Below are 21,844 nucleotides of genomic sequence, written 5' to 3' on the forward strand. Positions count from 1 at the left end.
GCCGCCGGCCTCAGGCCGGCCGGCGGCGCTCGTCGTCGTCGCGGTCACCCTGCTCCGCCGGGTCACTCCAACTCGTGCAGCATGAGCTGGCGGGCGGCCTCGGTGATGGAGCCGGAGAGGCTCGGATAGATCGTGATCGTCTGGGCCAGCTCGTTGACCGTGAGGTTGTTCTCCACGGCCATGGTGATCGGCAGGATCAGCTCGCTCGCCTTCGGCGCCACCACCACGCCGCCGATCACCTGGCCGCTGGCCGGGCGGCAGAAGAGCTTGACGAAGCCGTCGGCGAGGTCGTCCATCTTGGCCCGGGCGTTGCCGTCCAGCGCCAGCATGACCTGCCGGGCCGGCACCTTGCCCGCGTCGACCTCGTCCTGCGAGACGCCCACGGTGGCCAGCTCCGGGTCGGTGAAGACGTTCGCCGCGACGGTACGCAGCCGCAGCGGCCGGACCGCCTCGCCGAGCGCGTGCCACATCGCGATGCGCCCCTGCATGGCGGCCACGCTCGCCAGCGGCAGCACGCCGGTGCAGTCGCCGGCCGCGTAGATGCCGGGCACGTTGGTCCGGGAGACCCGGTCGACGGTGACGTAGCCGCCCCGGGCCAGCGCGACGCCGTACTCGGCGAGGCCCAGGTCGGCGGTGTTGGGGATGGAGCCGACCGCGATCAGCGCGTGGGAGCCGGCGACCCGGCGGCCGTCGGAGAGCTCCACCTCCACCCCGTCGGCCGTACGCCGCACCGCGTCCGCCCGGGAGTTGTTCAGGATGCTCATGCCCCGGTTGCGGAAGACCCGCTCGATCGCCATGGCGGCGTCGGCGTCCTCGTGCGGCATCACCCGGTCGCGGCTGGAGACCAGGGTCACCTGCACCCCCATCGCCAGGTAGGCGCTGGCGAACTCCGCGCCGGTCACGCCGGAGCCGACCACGATCAGGTGCTCGGGGAGCTCCGGCAGGTCGTACACCTGGCGCCAGGTCAGGATGCGCTCGCCGTCCGGCACGGCGGTGGGCAGCTGGCGCGGGGTGGCGCCGGTGGCGACCAGCACGGTCGAGGCGGCGATGGACTGCTCCTCGCCGCCGTCGGTCGGGGTGACGAGCACCCGGTGGGTGTGGCCGAGGGTGTCCTCGCCGAGCCGGGCGGTGCCCGACACGAAAGTCACCCCGGCCTTGACCAGCTTGGCGTGGATGTCGGCGGACTGGGCGAGCGCGAGGCGCTTGACCCGCTCGTGCACCGTGCGGGCGTCGACCGTGACCGCCTCCAGCCCGTCGGAGTGCACCCCGAACTCCTCGGTGTCCCGGTAGCCGGTCACCACCTCCGAGCTGGCGATGAACGTCTTCGACGGTACGCAGTCGGACAGCACGCAGGCCCCGCCGGCGCCCTCGGCCTCCACGACGGTGACATCAGCGTCCAGCTGGGCGGCGACCAGGGCCGCCTCGTAGCCGGCCGGTCCGCCGCCGATGATCACGATCCGGCTCACAGCGCTCGCCCTTCGTCAGTGCTCACAGTGACTTTCTTCTCCCGAACGCGTCCGACACGCACTGTCGTATTCTCCCCCACCCGGCGGGCGGGCTATCGTCATCGCCGTGCGTCATCACGCCGCCTACGGCTCTAACCTCGACCCCGCCCGCATGCGCGCCTACTGCCCGCATTCGCCGATGGTGGGCACCGGCTGGCTGGAAGGCTGGCGGCTCACCTTCGCGGGCGAAAACGTGATCGGCTGGGAAGGCGCCGTCAGCACGGTGGTCGAGTCCCCCGGCGACCGCGTGTTCGTGGCGATCTACGACATCCACCCCTACGACGCCGCCCAGCTCGACGAGCTCGAGGGGGTGACCGCCGGCACGTACCGCAAGCTGCACGTGCGCGTCTCCACCCTCGACGGCGACGTGACGGCGTGGATCTACGTCTTCGACGGGTACGAGGGCGGGCTGCCCACGGCGTGGTATCTCTCCGAGATCGCGAACGCCGCCGAGAAGGCGGGCGCGCCGGACGACTACGTCACCGAGCTGCGGTCCCGCCCCACCGGCACCGCGTCGGCCTAGCGCCTCTCGTCGTCCCAGCGCACATCCCACGACCGCCAGTCTGCTCCGGCGCCGGGCGGGGCTCCCAGCCGGCCCCGGTCGGCGTCGTCAATCACACACCGGCGGCCGGTACGACCAGCTCGTACATGTCGGTCCAGCTCACCTCGCGCAGCCCCACCGCACGGTAGAGCGTCACCGGCGCGGTGGGGTTGGCCAGGTCGACGCCCAGCCCGGCGGATTCCCGACCCTTGGCCGCGTAGCTGGTGAAGGCCCGCAGCAGCAGCGCGGCACCCACCCCCCGCCGCCGGTACGCCGGCAGCACCGACAGGCTGCGTACGAAGCCCTCGTTCTGGTCCAGCGCCTGGTCCGAGGACTGGAGCGCGCCGGCCGGCACGCCGTCGACCTCGGCGACGAACCACTCGTCCCAGGTGGTGCCGTACGGCGTGAGCCGCTGCCGCCACTGCTCGAAGCCGACCGGCTCGTAGTCCGGGGTGTCCCGGAACGCCGTGTCGAAGATCCGGTGGAACTCGCGCAGGTCGGCCTCGTCCTCGCCACGCAGCGGACGGACGGTCACCCCGGACGGAGGTGGCGGCTCGGCCGGCAGCCCGGCGAGCGACCGGCGCATCCGCACGTACCGCTTGGCCAGGGTGAACCCGGCCTCAACCACCTCCGCCGCCCACCGTGTCTCGGGGGCGAAGACGGCCGTCCGGACGGTCAGCGCCGGCACCCCCCGGTCGGTGGCGCGTTCGGCGACCCGGTCGAGCTGCCGGGCCAGCAGTGGCGCCCGCAGGTCGTCGCCCAGCCCGGGTTGCACGTACACCTCGACGAACTCGCGCCCCACGCCGGTCGGATTGTCGAGCGTCGCCCAGGCCACCACCACGCCCTCCGGGTCGGCGACGACCCACGAGTCGCGGGCCGGGTCGAAGAACGGCGCGGTCAGCGCGGCCGTGACGTCGTCGGCGTCGAAGTCCGGGTAGCCGACGGCGAAGGTGTCGGCGGCGTGCACCACCGCCAGGATCGCCGGAACGTCGTCGAGAGTGGGGCGGCGGGCGTGCCAACCGGCGGGGAGCGTCACGGGGGCGATCCTGACAGGCGGACCACCCGGCCGCCGCCCATTTTCCGGCCGCCGCGCCGGCCTCAGCCCGCCTCGGCCACGTGGGTCCGGGTCGCGGTGAGCAACTCCACCAGCTCGGCGCCGTCCGCCGGGCCGAGCGCGGCGAAGGCCGGCGAGGCCAGCCGGTCGGTCACCGCCTCGGCCCAGAGCCGCCTGCGCACCAACGGCCCGACCGGCGGGTACGGCGGCGGCCAGCCGCAGGCGACCGCGCCCGCCTCCCCCTCGGGGCCGGCGAGCACGGCCTCCAGCGGGGTCATCCCGCTCGCGCGGACCGCGAGCAGGTGCGCCCCGGCGAAGTGCTCCCGGAGCAGGCGCAGGCCGACGGCCGCCCGGGCGCCGGCCGTACGGACCGGCAGCGGCATGGCGCGCCAGGCGGCGAAGAGCGGCATGCCGCTGGCGTCCGCGGCGTCGACGGCGCGGCTGAGCAGGGCGGCGAGGCGGCTCACCCCGGCGAGGGCGTCGAGCCGCTCCTCGCCCCACCGGCAGCACTCGGCCAGCGTGGCGGTGGCCACCTCGACCGGCGGGACGATGCGCCGGGCGGCGTCCCAGCCGTCGGCGACCGCTTCGGGGGCCAGGAAGCCCAGGGCGGCGGCGACCGTCTCGGCGCGGACGTCCCCGAGGGCGCCGGCCCGCCCGGTGACGTAGAACGCCCAGCCGGAGATGCCGAGCAGTCGCGCCCGGCGCAGGGTGGTCGGGCAGCGGGTGAAGACGTCGCCGACCTCCAGCACGATCGGCTTGCTGGCCGCGGCGACCTGTTCCGGCGTCATGAGTCAGCTCCCCGGTCGCCCCGTCCGTCCACAGGGGTCAGTCTGCCGCGCCGCCGTCCTGCCCGGCATCCCCCTCTTCGGCGTCGAGCGCCTCGACCGCCGCCTCGACCTCGCCGGCACGGCGGCGCGCGGCCGTGACCGTCCGTTCCGCCCCGCGCCGCGCCAGCCTCGCCCGGCTCAGCTCCTGCTCGGCGACGGCCCGGCGCCGCTCCAGCTCGGCCAGCTCCGTCTCGATCGCGTCCAGGGCGGCGACGCCGTCGCGCTCGGCCGCCGTCGCGTCGGCCAGCTCCGCGTCGGCCCGTTCCTGGTCGGTACGCGCCCTGGCCAGCTCCTTCTCCAGCGCCCGCCGCCGGCGTTCCCGCTCCGCCCGGGCGGCCCGCTGCGCCTGCTCGGCGCGCAGCGCCGCCTGATCGGCGCCGCGCCGCTGCTTGCGGGCCGGCTCGGGGCGGGGCGCCGGCTCCGGCTCCTCCCCGCCGGTCACCAGCCGCAACTGCGGGCGGGGCACCTCCCCGAAGCCGGCGTAGGTGGCGGCCTTCAGCAGCCGGCCGGAGCGGACCTGCTCGGCGACGTCGGTGTCGGCGAGCGCGGCGTTGAGGGTGGCCTCCACCTCGCCCAGCGGCAGCTTCCCGGCCGACGGGGCCCCCTCGGCCGCCGCCGCCAGCTTGCGCACCTCGGCGACGAGCGCGCCGACCACCGCCCGCCGCTGGGTGGAGAGTTCCCGCAGGCGGGGACCGCGCAGCTCGCGCTGGGCGGTACGCAGCGCCTCGGCGAGCTGGGCCAGGTCGGCGACCAGCTCGGGGCGGCGGATGGCGAGCAGGTTGACCAGCCAGGCGGCCACGGTGGGCCGACGCAGCCGGGCGATCTCCCGGGCGGCCCCGGGGTCGCCGGCGCGGCGGGCCTCGGCGACGGCCTCGTCGCGGATCGCGACGAACCGGTCCGGTGGCGTGGTGTAGAGCCGGTGCACCAGCTCTCGGGGCGGGCCGGGCATCGCCGTCAGGCGTCGACCCGGGTGCCCGGCTCGAGCCGGCGGTACTCCACGTCGGACAGCCGGGCGAAGTTGCCGTTGAGGACGCTGAGCCCGTTGTCGTTGAGCAGCCCGTCGTGCAGGGCGTACGCGCGGCGCGGGGCGACCGCCCGGAGGAAGTCCAGCGACTCGGAGAACTTCGTCCACGGGGCGTGGATCGGCAGGAAGAGCGTGTCGACCTGCGCGTCCTCGGGGACGACGAGACTGTCCCCGGGGTGGTAGACCGTGTCGTCCAGCAGGTACGCCAGGTTGTCCACCACCGGGATGTCGGGGTGGATCACGGCGTGCCGGCCGCCGTGGACGCGTACCGGCACGCCGGCGGCCGCGAACGACTGTCCGGGTCGGACCGCCTCGAGCGCCTCGGCGGCGTCGCCCAGGGTGCCGGCGAGCGACGCCGGGCCGTGGATGACGAACCGGCGCCGGTCCAGCTGCCGGGTGACCGCCTCGACGTCGAGGTGGTCGGGGTGCTCGTGGGTGATGAGCACCGCGTCCGCCCCGTCGAGCGCCGCCGCCTCGCTGAACACCCCCGGGTCGATGACCAGTACTCCCCCGTCGTGCTCCACCCGCACGCAGGAGTGGGCGTACTTGGTGAGCTGCATCGTGACTCCAAGATTATCGAATCGTGACGTCCTGAGCGCAGTCTGCCGGAACCGACGTGGTGGCGCGTCACGTCTGAGGTATCGCCCCGCACGGGGCGAGGACGATGGAGGCGGGATGTACGGACGGGAACGGCGACGACGGGGCGTAGGACTGACGGCCGCCGCGATGGTGGCGCTGCTGGCGCTGGCGGGCTGCGGCAGCGACGCGCGCGACCACGCCGACAGCGCGCCGGCGGGGGCACCGGCGGATCGGGACCGTGCCGGCGGCGCGGCGGAGCAGGCGGGCGGCGCGGCCGAGCCCGGCGCGGGCAAGGCCGAGCGGGGCGCCGGCGCCGGCGCACCGGACCTGCGGGTCGACCAGCGCTCCATCATCTACACCGGCACGATGCGCGTGCAGGTGGACGATGTGGAGGCGGCGGCGCGCAGCGCGATCGCCGCGGTCACGGCGGTCGGCGGTTTCGTCGGCGGCGACCAGCGGCGCAGCGTCGACGCGGACGCGCGGGCCGAGCTGGAGCTGCGGGTGCCGGCGGCGAAGTTCCACGGCGTCGTCGACGAGTTGGCGAAGCTGGGCCGGCAGCAGCGGCGGGAGATCCGCACCGAGGACGTCACCGAACAGGTCGTCGACCTGGACGCGCGGATCACCACGCAGCGGGCCCGGGTGGAGAGCGCCCGCCGGCTGCTGGGCCGGGCCACCTCGATCAGCGACCTGGTGGCGCTGGAGAACGAGCTGTCCCGCCGGGAGGCCGACCTCGCCTCGCTGCAGGCGAAGAAGGAGCGGCTGGCGGACCTGACCAGCCTGTCGACGATCACCGTGTCACTGGTCGGCCCCGACGCGAGCACCGCCGACGAGGAGGCCGAGGTCGGCTTCATGGTGGGGCTCAAGGGGGGCTGGAAGGTCTTCCTGACCTCCATGACCGTCCTGCTGACGGTGCTGGGTGCGGTGCTGCCGTGGCTGCTGGCGTTCGGCGTACCGCTGGCGGTGCTGCTGGTGGTGCTGCGCCGGCGGCGGCGCACGGCCCCGCGGCCGATGACGCCGACCGGACCGGCCGCGCCGCTGCCGCCTACCGCACCGCCGCCAGTGCCCGCAGCGCGGTCTGGACCATGAGCCGTACGCCGACCGGGATGGCGCGCTCGTCCACGTCGAACGAGGCCCGGTGCAGGTCCACGTTCGGGCCGGAGCGGCCGACGCCCAGCCGGGCGAGCGCGCCGGGGACGTACTCCAGGTACCAGGAGAAGTCCTCGCCGCCCATGCTCTGCGGGGTCTCGGCGACGCCCTCCGCCCCGAGCGTGGCGGTGGTGGCGGCGGTCAGGACCTGGATGGCCCGGGAGTCGTTGCACACCGGCGGGCGGCCCCGCAGGTATTCCAGGTCGACCGTGGCCCCGGTCGGGGCGACGACGTCGCGGACGACCTGACCCACGATCTTGGGGGCGAGTTCCCAGGTGTCGCGGTCCATCACCCGCAGGGTGCCGGAGGCGCACGCCTCGGAGGGGATGACGTTGTAACGGGTGCCGGCCGAGGCGTGGCCGAAGACCAGCAGCAGCCCGCTGTTGGCCGGCACCCGGCGGCTCACCAGCGCAGGCACCTCGGTGATCAGGCGGCCCAGCGCGTCGACCAGATCGACGGTCAGGTGCGGACGGGCGGTGTGCCCGCCGGGGCCGGTGAGCCGGACCGTGACGTTGTCGGCGGCGGCGGTGATCGGGCCGACCCGCAGGCCGATCTGCCCGACCGGCAGGTTGGGGTCGCAGTGCAGCGCGAAGATCTGCACCACGTCGTCCAGGCCACCGGCCTCGATGACCTCCAGCGAGCCGCAGGGCAGGATCTCCTCGGCGGGCTGGAAGATCAGCCGGACCCGGCCGGGCAGCTCGCCGAGGTCGGCGAGCTGGGCCAGTAGCATGCCCACACCGAGCATGACGGTGGTGTGCACGTCGTGACCGCAGGCGTGGCAGACCCCGTCCACCGTGGAGCGGTAGGGCACGTCCTTCGAGTCGGTCAGCGGCAGGGCGTCGATGTCGGCGCGCAGCGCGACCACCGGGCCGTCGGGGCGGCCGTCGATGTCGCAGATGACCCCGTTGCCCTTCGGCAGCAGCCGCGGACGCAGCCCGGCCAGGGTGAGCTCCCGGGCGATCAGGGCGGCCGTCTCGAACTCCTCCCCGGAGAGCTCCGGGTGCGAGTGGATGTGGCGACGGGTGGCGATCAGCCCGGGCACCCGGAGCGCGAGCAGGTGGTCCAGCTCGAACGGCAGGGGCTGGGAACCGGACGGCGCCGCCGGCCAGGACGCCAGCTGGTTGCCGGTGGGCAGCGTCAGCGCACTCGTCACGTCGAATTCTCGCTCGCTAGAGATGGATGGATCATCAGGAACCGCAGACAGCCTAGACCTCCGGTGACGCTGCGCAACCTCGTTCCGGTAGCCGTCGGACCGCACAGCGTCACGTATGCCCTGCTCGGAGCGGTCGTAGATCTGCGGGACAGCAGGTAGATCGCGGTCGAACGCCGTCATCTGCCCCACACCTCCTACAACGCGTAACCGGCCCGGGTCGCGAAATCGATGCCGATCCCGAGGGGCCGTCGTTCCGAATTGTCGCATTAGTCGGTTCGATGAACCGTCGCTCCGACAATTACCCGACCACGCCTGGGCGCGAGCCTCCGAGACGGTCACACGACCCGTCAGGGACCAGGCGCACAACGTGTGCGTCCGCGTCCGTCCGGTCGGGTACCCCCGATCCGGGGCGACACACGCCGCGGTCGGCGGGCCACGCCGCCCGCGCCGCGCGCCGGGGCTGCGGCGGCGTCGCCGGGGCCCGCTGCACGCGTCGGTGCCGAGACGGTGCCTGCTCCGACTGTAGCGCTCGATTCGAACGCCCGCGACCAGCGAAAACGCCCCATGGGCCGGCCGTTACCCACACGTGGACCGCAGGTTACGACGCCGGGGAGCGACTGCCGTCGGACCGACGGTTCGCGGCGGCCCCGCGCCTCGGCATGGCACGCGCCACGCCGGCGGGTGGGCGCAGCAGGACGACGGCCGCCCGGCCCCGGCGGGTCGGGACGTCGGACGGCCGTCGGTCGGCGTGATCAGAACCGGTCGGTCGGGCGGTACAACCCCCACACCTGGCGCAGGGTGCCGCAGACCTCGCCCACGGTGGCGCGTGCCCGCAGCGCCTCCTTCATCGGGTAGAGCACGTTCTCCGTGCCCTCCGCGGCGGCGCGCAGCTCGGCCAGCCCCCGCTCGACCGCCCCGGCGTCCCGCTCGGCACGCAGCCGGACCAGCCGCTCGGCCTGCGCCGCCTCGATCGTCGGGTCGACCCGCAGCGGCTCGTACGGCTCCTCCTCGTCGACGGTGAACCGGTTGAGGCCCACCACCACCCGCTCGCCGGAGTCGATCTCCTGTGCGATCCGGTACGCGGACTGCTCGATCTCCCGCTTCTGGAAGCCCGCCTCGATGGCGTCGACCGCCGAGCCGTGGTCGGCCACCCGCTCCATCAGCTCGGTCGCCGCCGCCTCGATCTCGGCGGTCATCGCCTCCACCACGTACGAGCCGGCGAACGGATCGACGGTGGCGGTCAGGTCCGTCTCGTACGCCAGCACCTGCTGGGTGCGCAGCGCCAGCCGGGCCGCCTTCTCGGTGGGCAGCGCGATCGCCTCGTCGAAGCTGTTGGTGTGCAGCGACTGGGTGCCGCCGAGCACCGCGCCGAGGCCCTGCACCGCCACCCGGACCAGGTTGACCTCCGGCTGCTGGGCGGTGAGCTGCACGCCCGCGGTCTGGGTGTGGAAGCGCAGCATCATCGACTTCGGGTTCCTGGCGCCGAAGTCGTCGCGCATCAGCCGGGCCCAGATCCGGCGGGCGGCCCGGAACTTGGCCACCTCCTCCAGCAGGGTCGTGCGGGCGACGAAGAAGAACGACAGCCGGGGCGCGAAGTCGTCCACGGCCAAGCCGGCCGCCAGCGCGGCCCGGACGTACTCGACGCCGTTGGCCAGGGTGAACGCGATCTCCTGCGCGGGCGACGCGCCGGCCTCGGCCATGTGGTAGCCGGAGATGGAGATGGTGTTCCACTTCGGCACCTCCTTGCGGCAGTAGCCGAAGGTGTCGGCGACCAGCCGCAGCGAGGGCTTCGGCGGGAAGATGTACGTCCCGCGGGCGATGTACTCCTTCAGGATGTCGTTCTGGATCGTGCCGTTGAGGGCCGAGCCGGCGACCCCGTTCTCCTCGGCCACGAGCTGGTAGAGCAGGAGCAGCACCGAGCCGGGCGCGTTGATGGTCATCGACGTCGAGACCTTGTCGAGCGGGATGCCGTCGAAGAGCAGCCGCATGTCGTCGATCGAGTCGATGGCCACCCCGACCTTGCCCACCTCGCCGTGCGCGATCGGGTCGTCGGAGTCGTAGCCCATCTGCGTCGGCAGGTCGAAGGCCACGGAGAGACCCATCGTGCCGGCCCGCAACAACTGGTGGTACCGCGCGTTGGACTCGGTGGCGGTGCCGAAGCCGGCGTACTGGCGCATTGTCCAGGGACGGGAGGTGTACATGGTGGGGTAGACCCCGCGCGCGTACGGGAACTCGCCCGGGCCGCCAAGCCGGGAGTCCAGATCCTCCGGAAGGTCCGCCGCCGTGTAGACGCCCTTGATCGGGAAACCGGACTCGCTTGACCGCGGTTCGCTCATTAGCGGATGGTAGGACGCGCGACGGCGTCGGCGGGTGAGGGATACCGCACACCGGGCGACGCGTCGACGGGCATCGACGAGAGGTGAACGCTCGGACACGTACCGTCCAGTTCGACAAACGTCCGCCGCGTCGGGTTTCGCATCGGGCGTCGGAACCAGCAAGATAGGGGGGTTGTGTCCCAGCCCCCCTCGAATTCCCCCGGTGGCTTTTCTGTGACTCAGATCCCGACGTGGAGCGGCGGACCAGTCAGTTCCCCCAACGGACGCGCGACGCCCGGCACGACCATCGGCGAGCGCTACTCGCTGCGTTCGGCGGTGGGCAACGGCGGCATGGGCACGGTCTGGCGTGCCACGGACACACTCCTGCGGCGGGACGTGGCCGTCAAGGAGGTCGTCCTGCCCCCGGGGCTGGCCCCCAGCGACCGCGACGCCATGTACGAGCGCACCCTGCGCGAGGCCCGCGCCGCGGCGGCCATCCAGCACCCGGCCGTCGTCCAGGTCTACGACGTGGTCACCGAGGGCGGCCGGCCGTGGATCGTGATGGAGCTGCTCGACGCCCGCAGCCTCGCCGACATGGTGATCGAGGACGGGCCGGTCGCGCAGCGGGTGGTCGCCAAGATCGGCATCGCCCTGCTCGGCGCGCTGGAGGTGGCGCACGCGATCGGCGTGCTGCACCGCGACGTCAAGCCGGCCAACGTGCTGATCTGCGCCGACGGACGCTGCGTGCTGACCGACTTCGGCGTGGCCCGGATGCCCACCGACGTGCAGCTCACCACCCCCGGGATGGTGCTCGGCTCGCCGCACTTCATCTCCCCCGAGCGGGCGATGGGCCAGGAGTTCGGCCCGCCGAGCGACCTCTTCTCGCTGGGCGTCACGCTCTACACGGCCGTGGAGGGGCGGCCCCCGTTCGACAAGGGCGACCCGATCGAGACCATGCACGCCGTGGTCGAGGACCCGCCCGCCCCGCCGCAGCGCAGCGGGCCGCTGGCCCGGGTGCTGATGGGCCTGTTGGAGAAGGACCCGGCCCGCCGCCTCGACGTGCACACCGCCCGGGCCATGCTGCGCGAGCTGCTCGCCGGCCCGCTGACCAGCAACGCCGCCGCCGTGAACTCGGTGACCGATCCCTACTCGGTGGTCCCGGTGCAGCGGCCCGTGCCGACCCCGCCGGCCGCCGCGCCGGAGCAGCCGAAGCCGAGCGGGCAGATCGGCGGCCGGGCGATGCTCAACCCCGGCGAGTCGCTCACCGACCGGCTGGCGGCGCTGCGCCGGGGCGAGCGCCCCGCGCAGGCCGCCCTCGCCGCGAGCCCCGCCACGATGGACGACACCAGCGCCGACGCCCTGGCCGGGCCGCTGCACACCCCCACCGGCGCGATGCCGGCGCCGAGCGGCTCCACGCCGGCCGGCCGCACCTACGGCGGCGCCGAGGCGACCCAGCGGATGACGTCCGGCGGGTCGGACGCCACCCAGCAGCTGCGCACCAACGCCGCCGGCCTGGTCGGCTTCAGCGGCCCGACCGAGGCGACCCAGCGGGTGAAGGCGGGCACGCCCACCTTCGGCCCTCCACCTGAGGCCACCCAGCGGGTGGGCGCCGGAGCGCCCGTCTTCGGCGCACCGCCGCCGGAGGCCACCCAGCACCTCGGCGGCACCTACGGCGGCGGCCAGTGGTCGGTGCCGGGCACCGGGCAGCCGTGGGCGACCCCCGCCACCGCGCCCGCCGCGAGCGGCTCGGGCGGCGGCTTCGGCGCCCGGGTCGGCGCCGTCGGCAACCAGCTCGTCGGCACCGTCAAGGGCTGGCCGCGCAAGGCGCAGCTCGCCGCCGCCGGCGGCCTGGCCGCGCTGCTGCTGATCGGGGCGGTCGTCCTCTTCACCGGCGGCGACGACCCGGCGCCGACCGTCCCGCAGGCCGCCCCGACCTCGCAGGCCCCGGCCGCCGGCGTGCCCGAGATGAAGGAGCACACCGGCAAGGGCGTACGGGTCATGGTGCCGCAGGGCTGGGAGATCAAGAGCGCCGGCAACTGGGTGGACTACGTCGACCCGGAGGACGAGGGCCGCAAGGTCCGGATCCTGGTGGAGGACTTCCGCACCAACTCGATGCGCTGGGCCGAGGTCGCCCAGGACGGCCTGAAGAACCGCTCCAAGTCCTGCGCCAAGCCGTACGCCCAGCTCGCCATGAACGAGGTGCAGTGGGTCGGCAAGGCGGCGGCCGAGTTCGAGTACACCTGCGGCGAGGGCGAGGCCAAGCGGCACGGCGTGTGGCGCGGCGTGGTCCACGAGGGCAAGGTCTACTCGTTCTACCTCACCTCGACCGACACGAAGTTCGCCGACAGCCGGCCGATCTTCGACGAGATGGTGAAGTCGTTCCAGCTCACCGAGGCCGGCTGAGCCCGGGCAGAGCGCGGTGGTGATCCGCCGGCGTGCTATCAAGAGACATGCCGGCGGAAACCACTGACATCGACGACATTCGCGAGCAAGCACGGCGCTGGCTCGACGACGATCCGGACCCGGCCAGCCGGGAGGAGTTGCGGGCGGTGCTCGACCGCCTGCCGGCGAGCGCCCCGGAGCTGGCCGACCGCTTCGCCGGCCCGCTGACCTTCGGCACCGCCGGGCTGCGCGGCCCGCTGCGCGCCGGCCCCAACGGGATGAACCTCGCGGTGGTCACCCGGGCCGCCGCCGGGCTGGTCGGCTGGCTCGCCGCCCAGGGCGGCTCCGGCCCGCTGGTGATCGGGTACGACGCCCGACACGGTTCCCGCGAGTTCGCCGAGCGGACCGCCCAGGTCGCCACCGGCGTGGGACGCCCGGCGCTGCTGCTGCCCCGCCCCCTGCCCACCCCCGTGCTCGCGTACGCGGTGCGCCACCTCGGGGCGGTCGCCGGGGTGATGGTGACCGCCAGCCACAACCCGCCGCAGGACAACGGCTACAAGGTCTACCTCGGCGCGGAACTGGGCGGGGCGCTCGGCGACGGCGCCCAGATCGTGCCCCCGGCCGACGCCGGCATCGAGGCCGCGATCCGGTCGGTCGGGCCGCTGGCCGAGGTGCCCCTCGGGCCGGCCGGTCAGGTGCTCGGCGACGACCTGGTGGCCTCCTACGTGGAGCGGGCCGCCGCCGTCATCGACCCGGACGGGTCGCGCGACCTGGCGGTGGCTTACACGCCGCTGCACGGGGTGGGCGCGGCGGTGCTCACCGCGGCGTTCGCCCGCGCGGGCTTCCCCGTGCCCGGTGTGGTGCCCGAGCAGGCCGAGCCGGACCCTGCGTTCCCGACCGTCTCCTTCCCCAACCCGGAGGAGCCGGGGGCGGTGGACCGGCTGATCGCGCTGGCCGAGTCGACGGGCGCGGACATCGCCATCGCCAACGACCCCGACGCGGACCGCTGCGCGGTGGCCGTCCGGGACACCGGTCCCGCGGTGAGCACGCAGGCAGCGGTCGCCGGTCCGGATCAGCCGGAGGCGAACCCGCCCGGCTGGCGGATGCTGCGCGGCGACGAGGTGGGCGTGCTGCTGGCCGACCATCTCATGCGGCGCGGCGTGACCGGCCTGTACGCCACCACGATCGTGTCGTCGTCGCTGCTGCGGGCGATGTGTGCCGCCCGGGGCCTGCCCTACGACGAGACGCTGACCGGGTTCAAGTGGATCGTACGGGCCGGCGGCGGGACCGAGCCGCTGGTCTTCGGCTACGAGGAGGCGCTCGGCTACTGCGTCGCCCCCGGGCACGTACGCGACAAGGACGGCATCACCGCCGCGCTGGCCGTGGCGGAGCTTGCCGCCGGTCTCAAGGCGCAGGGGCGTACCCTGACCGACCGGCTGGACGAGCTGGCCGCCGAGTTCGGCGTGCACCACACGGACCAGCTCTCCGTACGGGTGGACGACCTGCGGCTGATCGCCGACGCGATGGCCCGGATCCGGGCCGCCACCCCGACGACGCTGCTCGGGCAGCCGGTCACCGAGGCGCAGGACCTGCTCCCCGAGGCGGACGTGGTGATCCTGCGTACCGGCACCGCCCGGGTGGTGATCCGCCCCTCGGGCACCGAGCCGAAGCTCAAGGCGTACCTGGAGGTGGTGGAGCCGGTGGCGGACGGCGACGTCGCCGCGGCCCGCGCCCGCGCCACCGCCGCGGTAACCACCCTCCGCACGGAAATGACCACCACCCTGGGCCTCTGACCCCGCCCCCACCCACCCCGCCCCCCGCCACGTTGATCATGAGGTTCGCGGCACTGGAAAGCGCTTCCCCGGGCCGCCAACCTCATGATCGACGGGGTGTCGGGGGTGGGGGCGAGGGGCGGGGGTGCAGCCGGGTGGGGTGGGTGGGCCCAGCCGGGGTGGGGTTAGCGGCGGGGGCCCAGGGCGGCGTTGACGGCGCTGGCGAGGGCGGCCACGACGAGGCCGACGGAGGGGCGGACCACGGAGTCGTCCAGGCTGACGGTGCCGGAGAAGCCGGAGCCGCCGGCGATCTCCTCCAGCCGCTGCCGGGCCTCCCGCGCCGCGTCACCGCTCAGGCCGAGCGCCGGTTCCATCCGCAGCACCGCGACCAGGGTGGCCAGGGCCGCCGTCCGCTCGTCGGGCAGCTCGCCGCTGGCCAGCGCCTCGGCGAGTCGGCGTCGGGTGTCCGCCTCGATGGCCGGGTCCACCGTCGGGTAGCGGTGCACGTGGATGAAGCCCAGCTCGGTCTCGTCGACGTCGCGCACCACGCCCTGGGCGCACAGGTCGCCGAGGATCTTGTCGCGCAGGCCGTGCCGCAGCCGCTGTACCCAGGACGAGGGGCTGTGCGGCGTGTCGGCGGCCATGCGGGCGAGGACCCCGTCGACGAGCGGCTCGCCGGTGGGCGTCGGGTCGACCACCGTCAGGGACCCCTCGGAGTACACGATCCGCCCGGCCAGGGCCAGTTCGATCAGCACCGCGGCGGCCATCCCCAGGTCGAGGCTGATCCGCGGCATGGTCGCCTTGCCGGTCTCGTCGTCGTACGCGAGGAGAAGCAGCTCTTCGGCGAGAGCAACACCAGTCATGGCCGGACACGCTAGCGGGTGTGGGCACCCCCGCGCACCAACTCGACGTCGATGGCGTGCCGGCCGCACCCGTGCTCCGCACCGTCCGGTGCGCGCCGGGGCGGTCGGGCCCCGTGTCCCGACCGTCCCGGCGCGCGCTGGACGGTGGTCAGCTCACCGTGTCGGTGCGCCGGGCGTCGAGCAGGAGCGCGTAGTGCAGCACGCGGCGCTTCGGGGCCGTCTCCAGATATTCGTGCGCGAGCAGTTCACCGGTCGACGGGTGGAAGACCAGCAGCATCTGCGCCCGCTGCGGCTGCTGCCCGGCCGGTGGTAGGAGGTCGGCGGTGACGGCCACGCCCCGGCGGCCGGCCCGGTCGACGACCCGGCCGCGCCACTCGAAGCCGGGCTTCCCGGCCAGGATGGTGAGCAGGTCGGCCCGGGTCCGCCGCGGCACCAGGTAGCTGCTGTACAGGTGGTACACGCGCATCGCCAGCTCGCCCGCCGGCTTTCCGGTGCCGAGCCAGCGCGCGAGTTCCGCCCGGTCGGCCGGCAGCCGGCCGCCCACCGGGTCCGGCGGGATCTCTTGGATCCCGCGCGGCGGCCCGCTGGCCGAGGGGTCGGCAGCCGGCGACTGTGGCCGGGTCGACCAGTACTCCCGGGACGCCTCGTCGGGGTATTCGACGCCCAGGGGCTCGACGTCCTGCCAGCGGCGACCGTCGTCCGCCGCCCACTCGCGGCGTTCCTGCACGAAGCTCATCATGTGCCGCTCGGGCGACATCAACGTCGGGCTGCCCCAGGACTTGCCGTGCCGGTAGGCGTAGCGGCCGGCGGTGCGGTCGGGCGGGGCGTCCACCAGGCGGGCGGCGAGCGCCCGCAGGTGCCGCCCGGCCGGTTCGCCCGCGACGACCTCGTAGGCCACCGGCTTGAGCACGGTGCCGGCGACCGGCTGCGCCGGCACCGCCGGGGTGGCCGTCCCGTAGCGCAGCACCTGGGCCACCCCGGCGGGGCCGAGCACGGCCAGCGTGGCGACCGCGCCGACGAACACGGTGCGCCGGGACGCGCCCCGGCGCACCGGCCCGGCCGGGGTCGCGGTCGCGTCCTGCGCGCGGAGGATCAGGTCGTGGGCGGTGCGGGGCGACGGGGGTACGACGACGTCGCGCGCCGGGTCGGCCGGGCCCAGGAGCTCCCGGACCCGCTGCGTGTTGCGCATGCTGCTCCTCTCAGACGTGGGCGGACGCCGGGCGGGTGCCGCGGGCGGGGGTGGGGGTGGTCAGCGCGGAGCGCAGTCGGCGCCGGGCCCGGAAGAGCCGCACGGCGGCGGCGGACCGGGTGCAGCCCAGGGCGACGGCGGCGTCGCCGACGCTCAGGTCCTCCCAGCCGACCAGCCGGAGGATCTCCTGGTCGGCCTCGGGGAGCGCGCGCAGCGCCCGGTGCAGGTCGAGCACCGGCGCGACGGCGTCGGGCTCGACGATCCGCGCCGGCACGTGGTCCGCCTCGGCGAGCGGGAGCAGGCTGGGTCCGCCCTGCCGGGACCGCCACCGGTTCGCCACCACGTGCCGCGCCACGGCGTAGAGCCAGGGCAGGGCGTGTTCGGGCACCTCGCCGCGCCGTCGCCAGACGACGACGAAGACGTCCTGGGCGAGTTCGGCCGCCGCGTCGGCGTCGGGCAGCCGACGCAGGCCGTATCGGACGATGTCCGGGTAGTGCGCGGCGTAGAGGCTGGTGAACCAGTCCTCGCCCCGCTCACCCACGGGTTTCACCAGGGATCTCCCGACCGCAGTTCCTGACAGGGACACCAGGTATGTGTCGCGGACGGGTCGGATCGTTACCGGCGACCGGGCGCGGGATCTCCGGCCGGTGCGGGCGGCCTGCCGGAGCGGAAGAGCCCAGGATGCGAACGGCCTCCCGCGACTCGGCGGGAGGCCGTGACGTGCCGGTGCCGGCTAGAAGCGGGGCATGCCGCCGAACTGGCGGTCGCCGGCGTCGCCGAGCCCCGGCACGATGAACATCCGGTCGTTCAGCCCCTCGTCGATCGAGGCGGTGACGAGGCGCAGCGGCAGGCCGGAGCGTTCCAGCCGCTCGATGCCGACGGGCGCGGCGAGCACGCAGAGCACGGTGATGTCGGTGCAGCCCCGGTCGGCCAGCAGGCGGCAGCAGTGCTCCAGCGAGCCGCCGGTGGCGAGCATCGGGTCGAGCACCAGCACCGGCAGGCCGCTCAGGTCGCGCGGCAGCGACTCCATGTAGGCGCGCGGCTCGTACGTCTCCTCGTCCCGGGCCAGGCCGACGAAGCCCATCGAGGACTCCGGCAGCAGGCCGAGCGCGGCGTCGGCCATGCCCAGGCCGGCCCGCAGCACCGGTACGAGCAGCGGCGGGTTGGCCAGCCGGGTGCCCTCGGTGCCGGTGACGGGGGTCTGCACCGGGTACTTCTCGACGGGGAAGGAGCGCGCGGCCTCGTACACCAGCATGGTGGTGAGTTCGTGCAGCGCCGCCCGGAACGAGGAGGAGTCGGTGCGCGCGTCCCGCATGGCGGTCAGCCGCGACTGGGCGAGCGGATGGTCAATGACGTGTACGTCCACGATCGCTCAACCTACCGGTCGCCCCGTCCCGGCACTGCGGGTGCGGCCGGAGCAGCGACCTCGCTCACCACCGCACCGCCGACGGCACCGTGACCAAGATCACCGTCCGGCCGGGTGCGTAGACTTCGGGCCATGACGGCGACAGCGACGTCGGCCCGGTCGGAGCTCTCCGAGTTGGGACGATCCGAGACCGCTCTGCGGACCTTCCTGCACGGCCTGCCCGGCGTGGACCAGGTCGGCGCGGAGCAGCGGGCGGCACAGCTCGGCACCCGCTCCATCAAGACCACCGCCAAGGCCCAGGCCATCGACCTGGCGATCAGGATGGTCGACCTGACCACGCTCGAAGGGGCGGACACGCCGGGCAAGGTGCGGGCCCTCGCGGCCAAGGCGCTGCGTCCCGACCCGGCCGACCCGTCCTGCCCCCACGTGGGCGCGGTCTGCGTCTACCCCTCGATGGTGCCGCACGTGGCCGAGGTGCTGCGTGGCAGCGGTGTGCACCTGGCCAGCGTGGCGACCGCCTTCCCGTCGGGCCAGGCCCCGCTGGAGGTCAAGCTCGCCGACACCCGGGCCGCAGTGGCCGCCGGCGCCGACGAGATCGACATGGTGATCAACCGGGGCGCGTTCCTGGCCGGCCGCTACTCCGAGGTCCACGACGAGATCGTGGCCACCAAGGAGGCCTGCGGCGACGCCCACCTCAAGGTCATCCTGGAGACCGGCGAGCTGGCCACCTACGACAACGTGCGGCGCGCCTCCTGGCTGGCGATGCTGGCCGGCGGCGACTTCATCAAGACCTCCACCGGCAAGGTGCCGGTCGCGGCCACCCTGCCGGTGACCCTGGTGATGCTGGAGGCGGTGCGCGACTTCCGGGCCGCCACCGGCCGGCAGGTCGGCGTGAAGCCGGCCGGCGGCATCAAGACCACCAAGGACGCCATCAAGTACCTGGTGATGGTCAACGAGACCGTCGGCGCGGACTGGCTCGACCCGGACTGGTTCCGGTTCGGCGCCTCCAGCCTGCTCAACGACCTGCTCATGCAGCGCACCAAGCTGACGACCGGCGCCTACTCCGGTCCCGACTACTTCACCCTGGACTGAGAGCCGATGTTCGAATACGCACCCGCCCCCGAGTCCCGCTCGGTGGTGGACCTCAAGGCCTCCTACGGGCTCTTCGTCGACGGTGAGTTCGTCGACCCCACCGACGGCGGCACGTTCAAGACCGTCAACCCCGCCTCCGAGGAGGTGCTCGCGGAGGTCGCCGAGGCCGGCGCGCAGGACGTGGACCGCGCCGTGCGCGCCGCCCGTCAGGCGTACGAGCGGGTCTGGGGCCCGATGCCGGGCCGGGACCGGGCGAAGTACCTCTTCCGGATCGCCCGGATCATCCAGGAGCGCTCGCGCGAGCTGGCCGTGCTGGAGTCGCTGGACAACGGCAAGCCGATCAGGGAGTCCCGCGACGTCGACCTCCCCCTGGTCGCCGCCCACTTCTTCTACTACGCCGGCTGGGCCGACAAGCTCCCGTACGCCGGCTTCGGCCCCGACCCGAGGCCGGTCGGCGTCGCGGCGCAGGTCATCCCGTGGAACTTCCCGCTGCTGATGCTGGCGTGGAAGATCGCCCCGGCGCTGGCCGCCGGCAACACGGTGGTGCTGAAGCCCGCCGAGACGACCCCGCTGACCGCGTTGCTCTTCGCCGAGATCTGCCAGCAGGCCGACCTGCCCGCCGGGGTGGTCAACATCGTCACCGGCGCTGGCGACACCGGCCGCGCGCTGGTCGAGCACCCGGGCGTGGACAAGGTGGCCTTCACCGGTTCGACCGAGGTGGGTCGGGCCATCGCCCGCGCCGTGGCCGGCACCCGCAAGAAGCTCACCCTGGAGCTGGGCGGCAAGGCGGCCAACGTCGTCTTCGACGACGCCCCCGTCGACCAGGCCGTCGAGGGCATCGTCAACGGCATCTTCTTCAACCAGGGGCACGTCTGCTGCGCCGGGTCCCGGCTGCTGATTCAGGAGAACGTCGCCGACCGGGTGCTGGAGTCACTCAAGCGGCGGATGGCCCAGCTGCGCGTGGGCGACCCGCTGGACAAGAACACCGACATCGGCGCGATCAACTCGGCCGCGCAGCTGGCGCGGATCCGGGAGCTGTCCGACGCCGGGTCCGCCGAGGGCGCCGAGCGCTGGTCGCCGCCGTGCGAGCTGCCGGAGCGCGGCTTCTGGTTCGCCCCGACGATCTTCACCGGGGTCACCCAGGCACACCGGATCGCCCGCGAGGAGATCTTCGGCCCGGTGCTGTCCGTGCTGACGTTCCGCACCCCGGCCGAGGCCGTCGAGAAGGCCAACAACACGCCGTACGGGCTGTCGGCGGGGATCTGGACCGACAAGGGCTCACGGATCCTGTGGATGGCCGACCGGCTGCGCGCCGGCGTCGTCTGGGCCAACACGTTCAACAAGTTCGACCCCACCTCGCCGTTCGGCGGCTACAAGGAGTCGGGCTACGGTCGCGAGGGCGGCCGGCACGGGCTGGAGGGCTACCTCAATGTCTGAGCGGGTCGCGGTACGTAAGACGTACAAGCTCTTCATCGGCGGGAAGTTCCCGCGCAGCGAGTCGGGACGGTCGTATCTCGTGCAGGACTCCAACGTTTCCCTCGCCTCCCGCAAGGACGCGCGGGACGCCGTGGTCGCCGCCCGCGCCGCCGTGAAGGGCTGGGCCGGGGCGACGGCGTACAACCGGGGTCAGATCCTCTACCGGGTCGCCGAGATGCTGGAGGGCCGCCGCGAGCAGTTCGTCGCCCTCGGCGTGCCCGGCGACGAGGTCGACGCGGCCGTGGACCGCTGGGTCTGGTACGCCGGCTGGTCCGACAAGCTCCCGCAGGTGTACGGCGGCGCCAACCCCGTCGCCGGGCCGTACTTCAACCTGTCCGCGCCCGAGCCCACCGGCGTGGTGGCCGTGGTGGCCCCGGAGTCCCCGGCGCTGCTCGGTCTGGTCAGCGTGATCGCCCCGGCGATCGTCACCGGCAACACCGTCGTGGTGGCGACCTCCCCGACGCAGCCCCTGGCGGCGGTGACCCTGGCGGAGGTGCTCGCCACCTCCGACCTGCCCGGCGGCGTGGTCAACCTGCTCACCGGCCGGATCACCGAGACCGTGCCGGCGCTGGCCGCCCACATGGACGTCAACGCCCTCGACCTGACCGGCGTCTCCGACGCCGAACTGGCGACGGAGCTGGAGGTCGGGGCGGCGCAGAACCTCAAGCGGGTGCTGCGGCCCGCCCCGGTCGACCACGACTGGTCCGCCGACCCGGGCATCACCCGGATGACCACCCTGCTGGAGACCAAGACAGTCTGGCATCCCAAGGGGGTGTGACCCGGGGGCGGCAACCGGTGCGGAAGCGGTCCGTGACCTATCGTGAGCGGGGAGTGCCGGGGCGTCCCGGCCGACCGACTCATCGGGAGCAGGGCATGGGCCTCATCCACATCGAGTTGTTCGCGACCCTCGACCTCGTCGGGCAGGCGCCCGGCGGTCCCGACGAGGACCCGGCGGGGTTCCCGTTCGGCGGCTGGCAGGCGCCCCTGCTCGACGAGGTCTCCGGGGCGCAGGTCGGTGCCGCGTACGAGGGCACGGACGCGCTCCTGCTCGGCCGCCGGACGTACGAGATCTTCGCCGCCCACTGGCCGCACCAGGAGGGCGGCGAGGACGACGGGATCGCCAGGCTCTTCAACAGGATCCCGAAGTACGTGGCCTCCCGCGGCAGGCCCGACCTCTCGTGGGCCGGGTCCACCCGGCTCGGCCCGAACCTGACCGGCGCGGTGCGCGAGATCCGTGACCGGCACGAGCACGTGAAGGTCGTCGGGAGCCTCAACCTGGTGCAGACCCTCCTGCGCGAGAAGCTCTTCGACCGGCTCGACCTCTGGGTGCACCCGATCGTGCTCGGCGTCGGGAAGAAGGTGTTCGACGGTGGCGCGGTGCCCACGAACCTCACCCTCCTCGAACCGCCGGCGGCCGGCCCGAGCGGCACGGTGTACCTGCGCTACGGGCTCGCCGACGGCACGCCGTCGACGGGGGACATGGGCGCGCCCGACCGCGGTGCCGGACGCGCCGGCTGAAGCCGTTGCGCGTCCGGCGTCACCGCAGGCCACCGCCCCGGT

19 protein-coding genes are annotated in these 21,844 nt (G+C 74.0%); 8 read left to right on the forward strand and 11 right to left on the reverse strand.

The window, feature by feature from the left end:
* Positions 1–62: 62 nt before the first annotated feature.
* Entirely contained in the window at positions 63–1,466 is a 1,404-nt protein-coding gene (locus tag V6U77_RS06985; protein ID WP_334605370.1) for an NAD(P)H-quinone dehydrogenase, read from the reverse strand.
* 106 nt (positions 1,467–1,572) lie between these two features.
* Here V6U77_RS06985 and V6U77_RS06990 point away from each other — a divergent pair, with 106 nt between their 5' ends.
* Positions 1,573–2,028 carry a gamma-glutamylcyclotransferase gene (locus V6U77_RS06990; protein WP_121396633.1) on the forward strand — a complete coding sequence of 152 codons (456 nt, stop codon included), beginning with the start codon at positions 1,573–1,575 and terminating at the stop codon, positions 2,026–2,028.
* Positions 2,029–2,119: 91 nt separating this feature from the next.
* Here V6U77_RS06990 and V6U77_RS06995 read toward each other — a convergent pair whose 3' ends face one another.
* From V6U77_RS06995 to V6U77_RS07010, 4 genes are all read right to left on the reverse strand, one after another.
* A complete protein-coding gene (locus V6U77_RS06995) occupies positions 2,120–3,082 on the reverse strand; it encodes a GNAT family N-acetyltransferase (protein WP_334605371.1) in 963 nt (320 codons plus the stop codon).
* A gap of 62 nt (positions 3,083–3,144) precedes the next feature.
* Positions 3,145–3,888 (reverse strand): SCO6745 family protein, encoded by a 744-nt coding sequence (locus V6U77_RS07000; RefSeq protein ID WP_334605372.1) that lies wholly within the window; start codon positions 3,886–3,888, stop codon positions 3,145–3,147.
* 37 nt (positions 3,889–3,925) lie between these two features.
* Positions 3,926–4,876, reverse strand: a complete 951-nt coding sequence (locus V6U77_RS07005; protein ID WP_334605373.1) for a hypothetical protein — start codon at positions 4,874–4,876, stop codon at positions 3,926–3,928.
* Between the two features lie 5 nt (positions 4,877–4,881).
* Positions 4,882–5,511 (reverse strand): MBL fold metallo-hydrolase, encoded by a 630-nt coding sequence (locus tag V6U77_RS07010; protein WP_334605374.1) that lies wholly within the window; start codon positions 5,509–5,511, stop codon positions 4,882–4,884.
* A gap of 115 nt (positions 5,512–5,626) precedes the next feature.
* Between V6U77_RS07010 and V6U77_RS07015 the strand changes: the two genes are divergently transcribed.
* Positions 5,627–6,616, forward strand: a complete 990-nt coding sequence (locus V6U77_RS07015) for a DUF4349 domain-containing protein (RefSeq protein WP_334605375.1) — start codon at positions 5,627–5,629, stop codon at positions 6,614–6,616.
* On the opposite strand, the gene V6U77_RS07020 is transcribed toward V6U77_RS07015, so the two are convergent.
* Positions 6,573–7,829, reverse strand: a complete 1,257-nt coding sequence (locus V6U77_RS07020) for an amidohydrolase (protein ID WP_334605376.1) — start codon at positions 7,827–7,829, stop codon at positions 6,573–6,575. The two genes, V6U77_RS07015 and V6U77_RS07020, sit on opposite strands and share 44 nt — an antisense overlap.
* A gap of 752 nt (positions 7,830–8,581) precedes the next feature.
* Positions 8,582–10,165: an acyl-CoA mutase large subunit family protein gene (locus tag V6U77_RS07025; RefSeq protein WP_334605377.1), complete on the reverse strand. Its 1,584-nt coding sequence runs from the start codon at positions 10,163–10,165 to the stop codon at positions 8,582–8,584.
* A gap of 213 nt (positions 10,166–10,378) precedes the next feature.
* On the opposite strand from V6U77_RS07025, the gene V6U77_RS07030 reads away from it, so the two are divergent.
* Together V6U77_RS07030 and V6U77_RS07035 are read left to right on the forward strand one after the other, a co-directional pair.
* Complete coding sequence (locus tag V6U77_RS07030) at positions 10,379–12,547, forward strand: serine/threonine-protein kinase (protein WP_334605378.1); 2,169 nt, start codon at positions 10,379–10,381, stop codon at positions 12,545–12,547.
* A 47-nt stretch (positions 12,548–12,594) separates the two neighbouring features.
* The gene (locus V6U77_RS07035) at positions 12,595–14,319 is read left to right on the forward strand and encodes a phospho-sugar mutase (protein WP_334605379.1); all 1,725 of its coding nucleotides are present in this window, start codon (positions 12,595–12,597) and stop codon (positions 14,317–14,319) included.
* 164 nt (positions 14,320–14,483) lie between these two features.
* Here the strand turns inward: V6U77_RS07035 and V6U77_RS07040 are convergent, their stop codons facing one another.
* From V6U77_RS07040 to upp, 4 genes are all read right to left on the reverse strand, one after another.
* Positions 14,484–15,161 (reverse strand): GOLPH3/VPS74 family protein, encoded by a 678-nt coding sequence (locus tag V6U77_RS07040; protein ID WP_334605380.1) that lies wholly within the window; start codon positions 15,159–15,161, stop codon positions 14,484–14,486.
* A 148-nt stretch (positions 15,162–15,309) separates the two neighbouring features.
* Positions 15,310–16,350: a hypothetical protein gene (locus V6U77_RS07045; RefSeq protein WP_334605381.1), complete on the reverse strand. Its 1,041-nt coding sequence runs from the start codon at positions 16,348–16,350 to the stop codon at positions 15,310–15,312.
* A gap of 10 nt (positions 16,351–16,360) precedes the next feature.
* The gene (locus tag V6U77_RS07050; RefSeq protein ID WP_334605382.1) at positions 16,361–16,900 is read right to left on the reverse strand and encodes an RNA polymerase sigma factor; all 540 of its coding nucleotides are present in this window, start codon (positions 16,898–16,900) and stop codon (positions 16,361–16,363) included.
* A gap of 183 nt (positions 16,901–17,083) precedes the next feature.
* Entirely contained in the window at positions 17,084–17,716 is a 633-nt protein-coding gene (gene upp / locus V6U77_RS07055; RefSeq protein WP_089002050.1) for a uracil phosphoribosyltransferase, read from the reverse strand.
* Between the two features lie 132 nt (positions 17,717–17,848).
* On the opposite strand from upp, the gene deoC reads away from it, so the two are divergent.
* From deoC to V6U77_RS07075, 4 genes are all read left to right on the forward strand, one after another.
* Positions 17,849–18,808, forward strand: a complete 960-nt coding sequence (gene deoC, locus V6U77_RS07060) for a deoxyribose-phosphate aldolase (RefSeq protein WP_334605384.1) — start codon at positions 17,849–17,851, stop codon at positions 18,806–18,808.
* A gap of 6 nt (positions 18,809–18,814) precedes the next feature.
* A complete protein-coding gene (locus V6U77_RS07065; protein ID WP_334605385.1) occupies positions 18,815–20,245 on the forward strand; it encodes an aldehyde dehydrogenase family protein in 1,431 nt (476 codons plus the stop codon).
* Entirely contained in the window at positions 20,238–21,062 is an 825-nt protein-coding gene (locus tag V6U77_RS07070) for an aldehyde dehydrogenase family protein (RefSeq protein WP_334605386.1), read from the forward strand. The genes V6U77_RS07065 and V6U77_RS07070 overlap by 8 nt, the downstream gene beginning before the upstream one ends.
* A gap of 95 nt (positions 21,063–21,157) precedes the next feature.
* Positions 21,158–21,802: a dihydrofolate reductase family protein gene (locus V6U77_RS07075; RefSeq protein WP_334605387.1), complete on the forward strand. Its 645-nt coding sequence runs from the start codon at positions 21,158–21,160 to the stop codon at positions 21,800–21,802.
* The last annotated feature ends 42 nt before the right edge of the window (positions 21,803–21,844 follow it).

This window comes from Micromonospora sp. CPCC 205546 (genome assembly GCF_036902715.1).
Taxonomy (GTDB): domain Bacteria; phylum Actinomycetota; class Actinomycetes; order Mycobacteriales; family Micromonosporaceae; genus Micromonospora.